This window comes from Streptomyces sp. NK08204, from assembly GCF_020400585.1.
GTDB lineage: Bacteria > Actinomycetota > Actinomycetes > Streptomycetales > Streptomycetaceae > Streptomyces.
The window spans coordinates 65,324-79,399 of sequence record NZ_JAINVF010000030.1 but is presented as its reverse complement, the minus strand read 5'-3'; the positions used below and the strand labels follow the sequence as shown (position 1 = coordinate 79,399).

15 protein-coding genes, 1 tRNA gene and 1 pseudogene are annotated in these 14,076 nt (G+C 70.3%); 6 read left to right on the top strand and 11 right to left on the bottom strand.

The features are described 5' to 3' along the window. A pseudogene (locus K7G59_RS30650) lies at positions 1-198 on the bottom strand (peptidase M4 family protein); the annotation flags it as partial. A 515-nt stretch (positions 199-713) separates the two neighbouring features. Between K7G59_RS30650 and K7G59_RS30645 the strand changes: the two are divergent. Together K7G59_RS30645 and K7G59_RS30640 are read left to right on the top strand one after the other, a co-directional pair. Beyond that, positions 714-866 carry a hypothetical protein gene (locus tag K7G59_RS30645; protein ID WP_225839938.1) on the top strand — a complete coding sequence of 51 codons (153 nt, stop codon included), beginning with the start codon at positions 714-716 and terminating at the stop codon, positions 864-866. Positions 867-908: 42 nt separating this feature from the next. Next, positions 909-1,259 (top strand): hypothetical protein, encoded by a 351-nt coding sequence (locus K7G59_RS30640; protein WP_225839937.1) that lies wholly within the window; start codon positions 909-911, stop codon positions 1,257-1,259. Between the two features lie 75 nt (positions 1,260-1,334). Here the strand turns inward: K7G59_RS30640 and K7G59_RS30635 are convergent. Then, a tRNA-Val gene (locus tag K7G59_RS30635) sits at positions 1,335-1,406 on the bottom strand. Between the two features lie 223 nt (positions 1,407-1,629). Between K7G59_RS30635 and K7G59_RS30630 the strand changes: the two genes are divergently transcribed. The 3 genes from K7G59_RS30630 (at position 1,630) to K7G59_RS30620 (ending at position 3,982) form a co-directional block, all read left to right on the top strand. Continuing rightward, entirely contained in the window at positions 1,630-3,072 is a 1,443-nt protein-coding gene (locus tag K7G59_RS30630) for a hypothetical protein (protein ID WP_374114308.1), read from the top strand. A gap of 129 nt (positions 3,073-3,201) precedes the next feature. Next, a complete protein-coding gene (locus K7G59_RS30625) occupies positions 3,202-3,753 on the top strand; it encodes a DUF4383 domain-containing protein (RefSeq protein WP_225839935.1) in 552 nt (183 codons plus the stop codon). Between the two features lie 10 nt (positions 3,754-3,763). Continuing rightward, positions 3,764-3,982: a zinc ribbon domain-containing protein gene (locus K7G59_RS30620; protein ID WP_225839931.1), complete on the top strand. Its 219-nt coding sequence runs from the start codon at positions 3,764-3,766 to the stop codon at positions 3,980-3,982. A gap of 43 nt (positions 3,983-4,025) precedes the next feature. Here the strand turns inward: K7G59_RS30620 and K7G59_RS30615 are convergent, their stop codons facing one another. From K7G59_RS30615 to K7G59_RS30605, 3 genes are read right to left on the bottom strand one after another with little or no spacing between them, the layout of a single operon-like run. Next, a complete protein-coding gene (locus tag K7G59_RS30615; protein WP_225839929.1) occupies positions 4,026-4,832 on the bottom strand; it encodes an HAD family hydrolase in 807 nt (268 codons plus the stop codon). Further along, the gene (locus K7G59_RS30610) at positions 4,832-7,348 is read right to left on the bottom strand and encodes a phosphoribosyltransferase (RefSeq protein ID WP_225839927.1); all 2,517 of its coding nucleotides are present in this window, start codon (positions 7,346-7,348) and stop codon (positions 4,832-4,834) included. Before K7G59_RS30610 ends, K7G59_RS30615 begins: the two co-directional genes overlap by 1 nt. A 13-nt stretch (positions 7,349-7,361) precedes the next feature. After that, a complete protein-coding gene (locus K7G59_RS30605) occupies positions 7,362-8,555 on the bottom strand; it encodes an HpcH/HpaI aldolase/citrate lyase family protein (protein ID WP_225839925.1) in 1,194 nt (397 codons plus the stop codon). 178 nt (positions 8,556-8,733) lie between these two features. On the opposite strand from K7G59_RS30605, the gene K7G59_RS30600 reads away from it, so the two are divergent. Beyond that, positions 8,734-9,522: a TerD family protein gene (locus K7G59_RS30600; protein ID WP_225839923.1), complete on the top strand. Its 789-nt coding sequence runs from the start codon at positions 8,734-8,736 to the stop codon at positions 9,520-9,522. Positions 9,523-9,540: 18 nt separating this feature from the next. On the opposite strand, the gene K7G59_RS30595 is transcribed toward K7G59_RS30600, so the two are convergent. From K7G59_RS30595 to K7G59_RS30570, 6 genes are all read right to left on the bottom strand, one after another. Then, positions 9,541-10,275, bottom strand: coding sequence for a Tellurium resistance (locus tag K7G59_RS30595; RefSeq protein WP_225839922.1), 735 nt, complete (start codon positions 10,273-10,275; stop codon positions 9,541-9,543). Positions 10,276-10,451: 176 nt separating this feature from the next. Then, on the bottom strand, positions 10,452-11,591 hold the full coding sequence (locus K7G59_RS30590) for a DUF475 domain-containing protein (RefSeq protein WP_225839921.1): 1,140 nt from the start codon (positions 11,589-11,591) through the stop codon (positions 10,452-10,454). A 49-nt stretch (positions 11,592-11,640) separates the two neighbouring features. Then, entirely contained in the window at positions 11,641-12,219 is a 579-nt protein-coding gene (locus K7G59_RS30585; protein ID WP_225839920.1) for a TerD family protein, read from the bottom strand. 101 nt (positions 12,220-12,320) lie between these two features. Beyond that, the gene (locus K7G59_RS30580; protein WP_225839919.1) at positions 12,321-12,896 is read right to left on the bottom strand and encodes a TerD family protein; all 576 of its coding nucleotides are present in this window, start codon (positions 12,894-12,896) and stop codon (positions 12,321-12,323) included. A gap of 138 nt (positions 12,897-13,034) precedes the next feature. Beyond that, the gene (locus tag K7G59_RS30575; RefSeq protein ID WP_225839918.1) at positions 13,035-13,493 is read right to left on the bottom strand and encodes a peroxiredoxin; all 459 of its coding nucleotides are present in this window, start codon (positions 13,491-13,493) and stop codon (positions 13,035-13,037) included. 111 nt (positions 13,494-13,604) lie between these two features. Beyond that, positions 13,605-14,030: a DUF3052 domain-containing protein gene (locus tag K7G59_RS30570; protein ID WP_225839917.1), complete on the bottom strand. Its 426-nt coding sequence runs from the start codon at positions 14,028-14,030 to the stop codon at positions 13,605-13,607. Positions 14,031-14,076 lie beyond the last annotated feature (46 nt).

The window sequence follows — 14,076 nt, the reverse complement described above, 5'->3', positions numbered from 1 at the left end:
AGCCTGCCGGATCAGGGTGGTACGCGCAGCGGCGGACAGCGAACTCGGGGCGCCCGGAAGCGGCTTGGCGGCGGCGGACCCGGCCGGGGTCTGGGCGTTGGCGCTGGTGGCAAGGCCGGTGGAGAGCAAGGCTCCGGCGGCGACAGCGGTGGCGACGGCCAGAGTGGTGCGCTTGTGGCGCGCGAAAACGGGGCTCACTCAAAGCTCCTTCTTGTGGGGGAGTGCGGGCCAGTGCAGGGGTTACCGGCCGGAATGCGCATCGTGAACTCTCGGTGCTGCTGCGATGAGCGGGGAGAGAGTGACATCAGGGACGCGCACATGTCAGGTACCAGCCAACGAAGTTGGCTGAACCTTGACCATTCAACAGAGGGCGCGACCATGGAAGAAGAGGCCGCCGGAGAGGTACGACCTTTCCGGCAACTCCTTGCTCGTCCCCTCCTGACCTGCGGTTTACGGGAAGACCAGGCTCCCGCTGCTCAGCACGCCGCATGCCTCGAGCGGCCTTGGCCGGCTGGATGTAAGGGCTGAGCGCGTAGATTGCGATCTCTTTTCCAGCCGAGTTGGTGGCGTACGGCGGTGGCACAGTTGACGCCTCGCCACCTGATCGCCTGCGGTGTCCAGTTCGGTCAGCGGGTCCGGGCCGCAGGAGCAACTGCGGTTCGTGGCTGACCTGGTGGAGACTCACGGCCACGCCGTCGTTTCGGGATCGGGCGATGAGCCTGAGCAAGCACGACCGGGCGGCAGGCAGGTCACCGCCCGGGCGGCTCGGTGGCCCTGGCCGCCGGACACGGCGCCCGGCGCGTGCCGGCGACACCCTGCTCCTGCGCCTCGCTCGGGGCCGCGCCATCGAGGTGCCCACCAGCTGAGCGAACTCGCCTCGCAAATTCGAACAGGCATAGCATTACCTCGTGGCTACGACCTCTGAATTCCCCAGTGACCTCCGCGCCGGCCAGGAGGAGCTGCATCAGGTCAGGGCCGAGCTGTCGGCCCTGCTCAAGCGGCTGCCCTGGTCGGTGGAACCGCTGGACGGCTTCACCGACGACACCGGCTGGCGCAAGGTCGAGCGGCCCGCCTCCCCCGGCTGGACGGAGGACGAGCAGGCAGAAGTGCAGAAGCTGCGGCAGCGGGAGCACGAGCTCGCGGTGTTCGTCAGCTGCCACCGCTTCTGGGCCGAGGTCGCGGCGGCGGACCGGGTGGAGGCCCGCACACGGCTCAAGCACGCCCACGAGGAGCCGCCCGAGAAACACGGGGAGAGCTGAAAAGAGCAGAAGCAAGGGCAGAGGCAAGAACGACACGAAGAGCCCCCGGCCGGGACGGCCGAGGGCTCTCGTCGGTGGGCGCGGACGGTTTCGAACCGCCGACATCCTGCTTGTAAGGCAGGCGCTCTACCCCTGAGCTACGCACCCGCATCCCGGCAATGCGGCCAGGACGAGTCGACAGCCTACCTTGCCCGGGGCGGTGCACCGCAAACCTGTATCGCGCCCGCCCAGGGGTCCCGCCATCGCCGCCGTCCTCGTGCGACCCGGGCATCACCGTGCCTACGGCGAACTGACCGGCCCGTGTGTTCGTCCTCAACGGGTGGGAGAATGTGACCCACCCAAGGCGAACCCAAGCACGGGAGTAGGGATTGTGACGGCGACACCGGGCACGCCAGCCACGCAGCCGTACCCGCAGCCGCCGACCGACCGGCCCCGGCAGGGACCCGCGGTGCCGCCGCCCCCGTCCGCGCGGCGCCGGCGCCGTCCCGCCCCGGTCCGCGACGCCCTCACCCTCATGAGCCTGCCGGCGCTGGCCGTGCTGGTGCTGCCCGCCGCGTTCGCCGGGGGCGGCACCCGGCGCTGGTTCGGCGGGCGCGCGGAGAGCCAGCGGGCTGAGGCGCAGGCCGCGAAGGACGCCGCCGCGGCGGCGTTCTACGAACTCGACACCGCGCAGCGGGATCTGAGGATCTCCATCGAGACGATCACGGCGGTGGACGACTCCCCCGCCGCCCGGCGTGCCGTCGGCGACTTCGCGGCGCTCGGGCAGCGCATCGACGAGGTCAGCCGCCGTTACATCGAGGCCGTCGACGCCCATGACCTGGACCGGGTCGATCTGGAGGCCCAGGCCGCCGTCCGGGCGCGCGGAGAGCTGACTGCGGCCAAGGACGAGCTGGTCCGGGTCAAGCAGGAACTGGACCGGTTCGGCAGTTCCCTCGGCCCGCTGCTCGGCAACGCCGAGACCCAGCTGGCCCGGCTGGCCCCCGCCGTGGAGCGGGCCCGGCAGGCGCTGCGAGCCGCCGGCGAGGCGCTGGACGCCGTCCGGGAGAAGGGGCTGCGGGCCGACGACCTCGCCGGGCGGCTCGCCGCGCTGGCCCCGGAGCTGACCAGGCTGAACCAGGGTGCCGGACAGCACGGGGTGGCGCAGACGCTGGAGCGGGCCGAGCGGGTGCAGCGGGAGGCGGGGGCCGTTCGGGCCGAGGCCGAGCGGCTGCCCGGGAAGTCCGCCGAGATCGACCACCGGCTGGTCTCCCTGCGCACCCGCGCCCAGGCCCTGACCACCCGCGCCGGGCAGGTCGACCCGGTGCTGAGCGAGCTGCGGCGGCGGTTCGCGGCGGCGTGCTGGCAGGACCTGCAGTCCGTGCCCGAGCAGGCCGCGCAGAACGTACGGCAGGCCGAGGTGAAGCTGCGCGAGGCGCAGGCCGCCCGGGACGCCCAGCGCTGGCCGGACGCCACCTCGCTGCTGTCGACCGTACGGGCGCTGCTGAACACGACCGACGAGGCCGTCTCGGCCGCCCGCGACCGGCTGGAGCGGCTGAACGCCGTGCAGAAGGACCCCCAGCAGGAGATCGAACGGACCCGGTTCGCGATCCGGGACGCCCAGCGGCTGGCCATGACCGGGCGTACGTCCCCGGATCCGCGGCACGCCCGCCCGCTGGACGACGCGGTGGCCCGGCTGGAGCGGGCGGTCGGCATGCTGGAGGGCCGGCACCCGGACTACTGGCAGTTCCTGACCGAGACCGACGCCGTACGGCAGACGGCGGCGCGGGTGGTGGCCCAGATCCGCGAGGAGCGCGGGGGCGGCCCCGGGCACTGAGCCGCGGCCGGTAGGGGGCGGGCACGGCAGCGGGCGCAGCGGGCACGGGGCGCGTGTGTTGCCGGTGATCCGGGGCAGGTGGATATTGAGATGAATGCATGGCCTCCGCTAGCGCCCGAGGAGGCGGACATGGCCACACACGCAGCACACGGGAAGCACACCAGGCAGCGGTCCCCGATCCGGTTCGAGCAGCATCTGCCCGTCGACCACCGACTGAGCACGGTCTACCGGATCGGCGCGGGGGTGATCGGAGTGTTCCTGCTCGTCTTCGGCATCCTCGGGGTGATCGACCACATCGGCTTCTTCAGCACCGGCGGCGACACCGTGGCCGGTCTGAACACCAACGGCGCGCTCAGCGTGCTGTCGATCTGCGTCGGGGTGATCCTCGTCGCGGGCATGCTGATCGGCGGAAACGTGGCGTCGACGCTGAACATGGTCTTCGGTGTGCTGTTCCTCCTGAACGGCTTCCTGAACCTCGGCCTGCTGGACACCCCGAACAACTTCCTCGCGTTCAAGATCCAGAACGTGCTGTTCAGCTTCGTCGTCGGCGTCCTGCTGATGGCGTTCGGCATGTACGGCAGGGTCAGCTCGAGCCTGCCGCACGACAACCCGTACTGGCGGGCCCGGCACCCGGAAGCCAGTGAGCGGGCGGAGCAGACGCCGTCCCGCCGGCCCGGCTAACCTGGTGCTCATGCCTCGCTACGAGTACCGCTGCCGGACCTGCGGCGACACGTTCGAACTGAGCCGCCCCATGGCGGAGTCCGCCGACCCCGCGAGCTGCCCTGCGGGTCACGACGACACGGTCAAGCTCCTGTCGACGGTGGCCGTGGGCGGCACGGCCTCAGCGCCCGCCGCGGCACCCCGGGCGGGCGGAGGCGGCGGTTGCTGCGGCGGCGGCTGCTGCGGGTAGCACCGCCGTCAGCCCCGCCCCCAGCGCTGCCGCGCGGGCCGCATCACGTGCGGGCCGCCTTCAGGAACTCCCGTAGGATGCGCTCCCCCGCCAGCACTCCCCGTTCCGGCAGCGCGCCGATCGCCGGTGCCGTCCATCCGGTGTCGGCCAGTTCGCCGTGGCCCGGGCGCCAGCCCTGGTCGGCGGCGAGCAGCAGGTCGGCGTCGAGGAGGGAGTCACCGGCCGCCAGCGTCAGTTCGGCGCCGGTGCGGCGGGCCACCTCACGTACGGCCGCGCTCTTGGTGAGCGGCTGCGGGACGGCGTAGATCTTCCGGCCCTGCAGCGAGACGGTCCAGCCCCGGTCCTCGGCCCACACCGCCAGTTCCTTCACCCACTCCTCGGGCAGCAGCTCGCGCTCGACGACGAGGTAGGCGAACAGGTCCTCGGCGACCCGGTGCTTGCGCACCCATGCGGGGTCGGCGGAGGTCATCAGGTGCTCCCGCACCTCCGCCAGCGGCGCGCACTGCGCGGCGAGCCGCGCGCGCACCCCCGCGTGCCAGTCCGCGTCCGTCACCCCGTCGACCAGCAGATGGCCGCCGTTGGCGCAGATCGCGTACGTGGGAGGCGGACCGGGCAGGTTGATGCGCTGGTACTGCTTGCGGGTGCGGGTCGTGGTCGGCACGAAGACGGCCGTGTCCCCGAGGTCGGTCAGCAGCCGGGCGGCCGTCTCGGTCATGTAGGAGAGCGGCTTGCTCTCGTGGACCTCGACGCACAGCAGCCGGGGTGCCCGCGCGTCGGGCATGGTCAGCGCGAGGGCCGCCGAGGAGTAGATCAGCGTACGGTCGAGGTCGCTCGCCACCAGCACCGGCATCAGACACTCACCGCCCGGCCGTCGGCGCCGGTCGCCCCGCGCGTGTACTTCGGGTGGATCAGTCCGACGCAGCTGTACGGCAGCTCGCCGACCTCCTCGACCGGTACGCCCCGCTGTCCGGCCAGCAGGCGCACATGGTCCAGGTCGGCGCCGGCCCCGGCCCGCGCCAGGATCTTCCATGGCACCCGGCGCAGCAGTACCCGGGTGGTCTCGCCGACGCCCGGCTTGACCAGGTTGACGTCGTGGATGCCGTACTCCTCGCTGATCCGTTCGACGGCCCGCCAGCCGGCCCAGGTCGGGGTGCGGTCCTCGGCCATCAACTCCTTGGCCGCCGTGGCGACGGTGTCGGCGACCTCCGGGAAACGCGCGGTGACGGCGTCGAGGAAGGCCACGGAGACGTCGGCGGCGGCCAGTTCCCGGTAGAACTTGGCGCCGTGGAAGTCGTCCGGGCCGACCAGGTCGGCGCGCAGGACGGTGCGCGAGATCAGTCCGGAGACCGTGGAGTTGAGGCAGGCGGAGGGGATGAGGAAGTCCTCACGGGTGCCGTAGGTGCGCACGCACGAACCCGGGTCGGCGAGTACGGCGATCTCCGGATCGAAGCCGGTGACGCCCTCCCTCGCCTCGAACTCCTCGACTGCCTGGGCGAGTTCACGGGTGATCGCACCCTTGCCGGTCCAGCCGTCGACGAAGACGACGTCGCGGGGGTCATGACGGTCGGCGAGCCAGCGCAGCGCGTTGGCGTCGATGCCCCGGCCGCGGACGATCGAGACGGCGTAGTGGGGCAGGTCCAGTCCGTGACGGTACGCGGCCCAGCGGCGCATGAGGACGCCGACCGGGGTGCCCGCACGGGCGAGTGAGACCAGTACCGGGCGGGGCGACCGTTCGGCGATGACGGTCTCGGTCACGACGCCGACCGCCTGGGCGAGCCGGGCGGCCGAGGCGTCCAGGGCCGTGTGGAACAGCTGCTGGTACTGCTCGCTGGGCTGGTACTCCACCGGCAGCGACTCGGCGTAGTGGGCGCCACCGCTCTGGATGGCCTCCTCCCGCTCCTCGGTCGGTGCCTCCAGTGTCACGTCCGACAGGTCCTGGAGCAGCCAGCCGACCTCCTCGGGGGCGTACGAGGAGAAGGCGGGGCCGCGGAGGGGCTCGGGCAGCATGGCCGGCCTTTCGGGGGAGGAGCATGCGGGGAGGTAGGACGGGACGGCCGCGAGCAGGACGTGCGAGGTGTGCGCGGCGAGCCGGGCCAGCAGACCGTCGGGGGCGTGCAGCGCCGGCGTGTCGGCGGCCGAGTCGGGCACGGCGACGACGGCGTCGAAGCCGGCGCCCGCGATGTTGTAGGCGTAGCGTTCACCGGGGCCGTCGGCGGGGTCGTCGTGGGCGGGGAAGACCAGGCGGGTGCGGATCGCGTAGCCGGGGTCGTCGACCGCGAGGACGGGCGAGCGGGTGGTGGTGGAGAAGCGCACCTCGGCCGGTATCACCTGCTCCAGCTCGCGGGCGAGCCGCAGCGGCGCGTACATCAGCTCTTCGAAGCCGAGCACGAGCACGCGGCGGGCGTCGGCCGGCAGCGCCTCGGCGATCCGGGCGGCCATGGCGGGCAGCGCCGCCTCCAGGCGGGCCCGGTGGGCGGGTGTGAAGCCGTGCCGGCCGCCGTCGGGCAATCGGTGGGGCCAGCGCAGGTCGACGCGGGTGATCCGGCCGTCCGGCGGCTCGGACGGCAGCCCGGTGGCCTCGTCCTGCCGGGTGGCCTCGTGCCGGGCGACCAGCTCCTGCCCCTTCTCCAGCACGCCCTCGGGCAGCCGTACGGCCCCGGAGGCGGCGGCGACCAGATCGACGCGGGCACCGATCCCGGCGGCGAAGCGCTCCATGCGGGCGGTGTCCGCCGGGGAGCGCATGTCGACCAGGGCGACCACCACATACCGCTGCCGCGGATACCGTTCGTGCAGGTCACGGATGGTGTTCAGCACGGTGTTGCCCGTGGAGAACTCGTCGTCGACCAGGACCAGAGGCCCGTCACCGGCCAGCAGAGCAGGATCTTCGGGCAACAACAGATGAGACGTGGCATGGGAGTGCGACTCCTCGAAACCGCCCGCCCGGGCGACGCCGGCCACCGGCCGACGCGTGGAGTGCAGGTACGGCACCGCGCCGAGGCCGTCGGCGACCGCATGGCCGAGCCCCGTCGCGGTCTCCGCGTAGCCGAGGACGACGGCGGTCGCCGTCTCCGCCTCGCCGAGCAGCGCGGCGACCCGGCGGCCGAGGGTGACTCCATGGCCGTACACCACGGCCGGCGACTGCGGTACATGCTTGCCGAGCACATGGGAGACCAGCAGATGCGCCCGCTTGGGGTTGCGGCGCAGCGCCAGCCCCAGCATGCCGGTCAGCGCCTCGTCGCCGGCCAGCTCGACGCCGAGCCGCTCGGCGACCCAGCTCCCGGACCACACCCGGTGGTTCACCGCCCCCTTCGCCTCGTACACCGTGTTCACATCGTTCGCGTCGTTCGCGTCGTTCGCGTCGTTCATGCGTCCCATGGGTTCAGCCGGGTATGCCGGCGGCCAGCAGTTCCACGAAGCCGACGTCCTCGTGGGCCACGCCGAACACCTCGGCGCGCAGCAGGGTCCGCTCGGCCCAGGCGCGGTGGGGTTTCACTTCGTTCATCTTGTTCGTGTAAGCGGACCGCAGTACGCCTCCGCCGCCGCGTTCCGGCCGCAGGATGTCCTGGGCGTCGCTGTACTCCTCGTGGCTGACGACGGACAGGGCGTGGACGGGCAGGACGTGGGAGGGGTGGATGCAGGTCTTGCCGAGCAGGCCGTTGGCGTGGTCCAGGGAGATCTCGCGCAGCAGTCCGTCCATGGCGTGTTCGATGAGCTTGTCGCGCAGCTCGGCGGCCTGCACCTCCAGGAAGGGGCTCTGCCTGAGCTGCGGCTTGAACATGCGCTCGGAGGTGCGGAAGTACTCCCACACCGGCCCGGTGACGGTGAACCCGGTGCCGTCGGCGCGGCCCAGCATGTTGACGACGTCGGCGATCACGGAGGCGACGATCTGGACGTCGTACGCGGTCATGTCGGGGGCACGGCGCAGCCCGTAGGAGGAGCAGAAGTCGGTGACGCCCAGGCGCAGGGCGAGGACCCGGTCACGGTACTTGTCTACCGCGCGGGCTATGCCTTCCAGGGTCTCCACGCGGGATTCGCGGTACAGCAGCTCGGGCGATTCCAGGACGGGCATGGCGAACAGCCGGCGCCCGCTGTCGGCCTCGGCGGCGGTGAGGGCCTCCAAGAAGGGGATGCCGCGTTCCTCGGTGAACTTCGGCAGCACGAAGCCGGAGAGCAGCCGTGCGAAGGGACCGAGGCGCCGCACGAGGTCGAGGATCTGCTCGGGGGTGCGGACCCGGATGAACAGCAGGGGCGGCTCGGTGCCCGCCGGCGTGCCGCGATCGGCGAGGCCGGCCAGGTCGGCCAGGTCGGCGAACTGCCGGACGAGGTTGTCCTCGCCGTCGGCGACGTCCGCGTCGTCGATGGAGTCCTCCAGGCACAGCACCATCGAGACCACGCCTTTCCCGGCCTGCTTGACGATGTCGTCGGCGAGCCGGGACCGGGTGGCGGGGCTGTAGAGCGTGGCGCCGAGGGCCGTGGCGAGCAGCCGGGCCGGGGAGTCGGCGGAGAACGCGCACGGCTCCTGATGGAAGAGGCGCTGCCGCACCTCGGGGGCGATGTGCCCGAAATGACGCATAGGACTCCCTCGGAGGCGCGGGCCGATCCTCTGGATTCGGTAAAGGGTGGCCGGTAATAGTACGTAGAGATCTATGTCGGAGGTTCCCGTCGGGCGATGAATTTCCGGTAACTCGCCTGTGTCGGCCGGAAACACCCCCGCATTGTCGTGACCAGGACCGAGAGGGCAGGATGACCGCATGACGCACGCGATGCTGAAGGGGTCGAACGTCCCGCTCGAAGCCACCACGGTGCGCGCCGTGCTGCGCTGGACCTCCGGGCAGGGGGTACCGGACGTGGACGCCTCGGCGCTGCTGCTCGGTTCCGACGGCCGTGTGCGTTCCGACGAGGACTTCGTCTTCTACAACCAGCCCCGGCACCCCTCGGGGAAGGTCTGGCGGCTGGGCAAGAAGCGGACCGCCGAGGGCCTGACCGACACGATCCAGACGGCCCTGTCCGGCATCGAGCCCGTCATCGGCAGGATCCTGCTGGTCGCGTCCGCGGACGGGGTCCCCTTCGACCGGGTGCCGGGGCTGGGGATCCTGCTGTACGACGCGGCGGTCGCGGACGGGGAGCCGCTGGCCCGGTTCGACATCACGCCGGAGACGGGCGCCGAGACCGCGCTGATCTGCGGTGAGCTGTACCGGCGCGGGGAGGGCTGGAAGTTCCGTGCGCTGGGCGAGGGCTATTCGAACGGCCTGAAGGGTCTCGCCACCGACTACGGCATCTCGGTGGACGAGTCGGAGCCGGAGCAGGAGCCGCCCCAGGTCCGCCCGGAGGCGGTCACGTCCCAGCCGCTGCCGCCGGAACAGCCGACGGCGGCGGTCCCGCGCCAGCCGTCGTACGGCTACCCGCAGCCGTCGTACGGATACCCCCAGCCGACATCGGCTCCGCCGGCGTACGGGTATCCGCAACCGGTGCCCGTGCCGGCGGCGCCGGACCCGGACTTCCGGCTGCCGCCGCAGGGGCCGCAGTTCGTCGGGCGCTAGGGCCGGCCACCGGGCGGGTCAGCGCTCGACCTTGGTCTTGTAACCCCGCCCCCACTGCAGCCCCCACCCGTACAAGCGGTCCAGCTCGCCCTGGAAGCCGTACACGAACTTCACCTCGCGGCGGACGAGGAGTTCGCCCTTCACGTTCTCGATCATCACCACCGCGCAGGACCGCGCCTGCGGGTGCCGCTCGTCGAGGCCTATCTCGATGCGGGGGCCGTTGCTCGGGTACAGCGTGACGATCGCCTGCGTGCGGTCGAAGGCCGGGGTCTGGTCGTAGATGTAGACGAAGACCAGCAGGCGTTTGATGGCGTCCCGGTGGTCGAGGTTGATGTACATCGTCTCGCCGGACGCCGAGCCGAACCGGTCGTCACCGCTGAGCTTGATGTACGGCGGTGCGTTGACGTCGCCGAGGTAGCCGCCGAGCGGCTGGACGACTCCTTTGGTGCCGTCGGCCAGCTCGTACAGGCAGCCCAGGTCGAGGTCGACGTCGACCATGCTCTGCCCGTGTCCGAGCACCTCCGGCGGCTTGAACAGCCGCAAGGGGTGCCTGAGCAGGCTCGTGCGCCGGGTGGTGTCGAAGTCGGAGGTGCGCATCCGCCAGTTGAGGTTGACGCGCAGGTGGCCGGTGGCCGCGTCCTGTTTGGTGAGGGACACCTGCTGGTGCCGTTTGGTCAGTTCGATCGCATTGGTCGCAGCGCTGCCGGAGTCGAACTCGGCGCGTGCGCCCCGCAGCCCGTCGAAGAAACCCATTCCCGCCCCCAGGTACTCGTCATCGAACCGGCATCGGTCTGAACCGGCATCGGTCTGAACCGGCATCGACTGAACCGGCATCGACTGAACCGGCATCGACCGGTCGTGGAAACGCCGTCGGGGCGGCCGACCCGTGCCGGCCGCCCCGAACAGAGCGTTCCTCATCGCGTGGGGTGTCACACCCCGGAGGAGACCTCGGCCTTCTCGTCGGAGCCGCTCTCCTGTGCCGCGAGCGCGCGGTTGCGGCGCACGGAGGACCAGAAGGACCAGGCGATCAGGACGACGCCGACGAGACCGGTGATGACCTCGTGGATCTCGTACTGGATGGTGACCATGAGGATCACGGCCAGGGCGCCGATCGCGTAGTGGGCGCCGTGCTCGAGGTAGACGTAGTCGTCGAGAGTGCCCTGACGGACCAGGTAGACGGTCAGCGACCGGACGTACATCGCGCCGATGCCGAGGCCGAGCGCCATCAGGACGATGTCGTTGGTGATGGCGAAGGCGCCGATCACGCCGTCGAAGGAGAAGGACGCGTCCAGGACCTCGAGGTAGAGGAACATGAAGAACGCGGCCTGGCCGGCGAGGACGACCGCTGAACGTTTCTTCCCGGAGCGGGCGGCCTCTTCCTCCTCCTCGTGCTCGCGTTCCTCCTCTTCCTCGAGCCGGTCCTCGAAGTAGCCGGAGAGACCGCCGACGATCATGTAGGTGATCAGGCCGGCGATGCCGGCGATCAGGACCGTCTGTGCCTTGTCGACATGGGCGCCGCCGTGCTGGTGGGCGTGGGTGGCGAAGGTGAAGGAGGTGATGAGCAGGACGATCAGCGAGATGCAGACCGACAGCATGTCGACCTTGCCGAGCTTGGCAAGGGGGCGCTCGATCCAGCGCAGCCACTGGATGTCCCGGTCCTCGAAGATGAAGTCGAGGAAGATCATGAGCAGGAACATGCCACCGAAGGCGGCGATGGCCGGGTGCGCGTCGGTGACGAGCTGCTCGTAGTGGTCCTTGTTGTTGAGCGCGAGGTCGACCGCCTCGATCGGGCCCATCTTGGCGGTGATGGCGACGATCACGACCGGGAAGACCAGCCTCATGCCGAAGACCGCGATGAGCACGCCGACGGTGAGGAAGATCTTCTGCCAGAAGGCGTTCATCTTCTTCAGGATTCCGGCGTTGACGACCGCATTGTCGAACGACAGCGAGATCTCCAGGATGGAGAGGATCGCCACGACGCCGAAGCCCTCCCACCCCCCGTAGAGGACGGCTGCGACCAGACCGACCGCGGTGACCGCGAACGACCAGCCGAAGGTTTTCAGAAGCACTGGCTACCCAATCGTGTTGGTACGGGTCTCCCCCGAGCCGTACTCGGCTTTACGAAACGTTGACTCCAAAGTCTAGAGCGATCCCACGCAGTCCCGACGCATACCCCTGGCCCACCGCCCGGAACTTCCATTCGCCCTGGTAGCGGTACAGCTCGCCGAAGATCATGGCCGTCTCGGTGGAGGCGTCCTCGCTGAGGTCGTAGCGGGCCAGCTCCTGGCCGTCGGCCTGGTTGACGACGCGGATGAACGCGTTGGAGACCTGCCCGAAGGTCTGACCGCGCTCGTCCGCCATGTGGATCGAGACCGGGAAGATGATCTTCTCGCACTGGGCCGGCACCTTGGCGAGGTCCACCAGGATCGACTCGTCGTCCCCCTCGCCCTCACCGGTGAGGTTGTCACCGGTGTGCTCCACCGAGCCGTCGGGGCTCTTGAGCTGGTTGTAGAACACGAACCAGTCGTCGCCCAGCACACGGTTGCCGGCACCGCACAGCAGCGCGCTGGCATCCAGGTCGAAGGGGGCGCCGGTGGTCGAGCGTGCGTCCCAGCCGAGCCCGATCATGACGTTGGTGAGGTTCGGTGCGGCTTTGGAGAGGGAGACGTTGCCTCCCTTGGCGAGCGTGACGCCCATGATGCTGGTCCTCCCCTTGTGGTGCTTCCCTGGTTGTCCTGCACGTCCGGCGCCGCCCCCAAACGGGTGCGGCGCCGGAACGTCGGTGGAACTGCCGGGTATCAGACGTTGACGCCGAAGTCCTGGGCGATGCCGCGCAGGCCCGAGGCGTACCCCTGGCCGATGGCCCGGAACTTCCACTCGGCGCCGTGCCGGTACAGCTCGCCGAAGACCATGGCGGTCTCGGTGGAGGCGTCCTCGCTCAGGTCGTAGCGAGCGATCTCCTGCTGGTTGGCCTGGTTCACGACGCGGATGAACGCGTTGCGGACCTGGCCGAAGGACTGCTGGCGGTTCTCGGCGTCGTAGATCGACACCGGGAACACGATCTTTTCGACATCGGCCGGGACCCCGGCGAGGTGGACCTTGATCTGCTCGTCGTCCCCCTCGCCCTCACCGGTGAGGTTGTCACCGGTGTGCTCCACGGAGCCGTCGGGGCTCTTGAGGTTGTTGAAGAAGACGAAGTGCTGGTCGCTGGCGACCTTGCCGGAATTGTTCAGCAGCAGCGCGCTGGCGTCGAGGTCGAAGTCCGTGCCGGTCGTGGTGCGCACGTCCCACCCCAGGCCGACGATGACCGCGGTCAGTCCCGGGGCCTCCTTCGTCAGCGATACGTTGCCGCCCTTGCTGAGGCTGACTCCCACGGGTCCTCCATGTGGTGTCCTGGGGCGGGGAGCCCCGTCGTGCTTCGGATATGGGATCAACGTGCCGATCCTAGTGACGGGTTCCCGCCCCCGCAGACCCTGGACGCGCAGAGCGAAAGGTGTCGGCCCGGTGCGGGCTCAGAGGGCGTCGAGAGCCTTGACGTACTCGTTCAGGTCACGGGCGTCCGGCAGGCCGTTGACGACGGTCCAGCGCACCACGCCCTCCTTGTCGAGGATGAAGGTGCCGCGGACGGCACATCCCTTGTCCTCGTCGAAGACGCCGTAGGCGCGGGAGACGTTGCCGTGCGGCCAGAAGTCGCTCAGCAGCGGGTACTCCAGGCCCTCCTGCTCGGCGAAGACGCGCAGGGTGTGGATGGAGTCGTTGGAGACGGCGAGCAGCTGGGTCTCGCGGTCGGAGAACTCCGGCAGGTTGTCGCGCAGTTCGCACAGCTCGCCGGTGCACACGCCGGTGAAGGCGAAGGGGTAGAAGAGCAGCACCACGTTCTTGTCGCCGCGGAAGTCCGAGAGCTTCACGGTCCGGCCGTGGTTGTCCTTGAGCTCGAAGTCGGGGGCCTTGTCGCCGACCTGGATGGCCATCGGGATGTTTCCCTTTCGGTGGGCTGTTCGGAGGAGAACAGCCTACGGCGGCGGGGGCGGCGGTCACCCGGAGGGACCGCCGCCCCCGCTTCGCTCACCTACGGGCGGCAGTCACCGCTTCGAGGCCTTCGGGGTCAGCAGTCTGCTGCCGTTCCAGTCCTTGCCCGCGCTGATGCTCTTGGTCTGCGACAGGCCGGCCGTCCGCGCCGCGTCGTTGATGTCGCTGGGCTCGATGTAGCCGTCCCGGCCGGTCTTCGGCGTCAGGAGGAGGATCTGCCCTTCCTCTTCGAGGAGTCCGATGGCGTCGACCAGTGCGTCGGTCAGGTCGCCGTCCTCGTCGCGGAACCACAGCAACACGACGTCGGCCACGTCGTCGTAGTCCTCGTCCACCAGCTCGCCGCCGATGGCTTCCTCGATGGACTCGCGGAGGTCCTGGTCCACGTCGTCGTCGTAGCCGATCTCCTGGACCACCTGGTCGGGCTGGAACCCCAGCCTGACGGCCAGGCTCGTCTCCGCGTGGTCCGCGGTCGCGCTCACGGTCTGCCTCCTGATCATGTTTTCGGGAACAACTCGGCCACGCGCG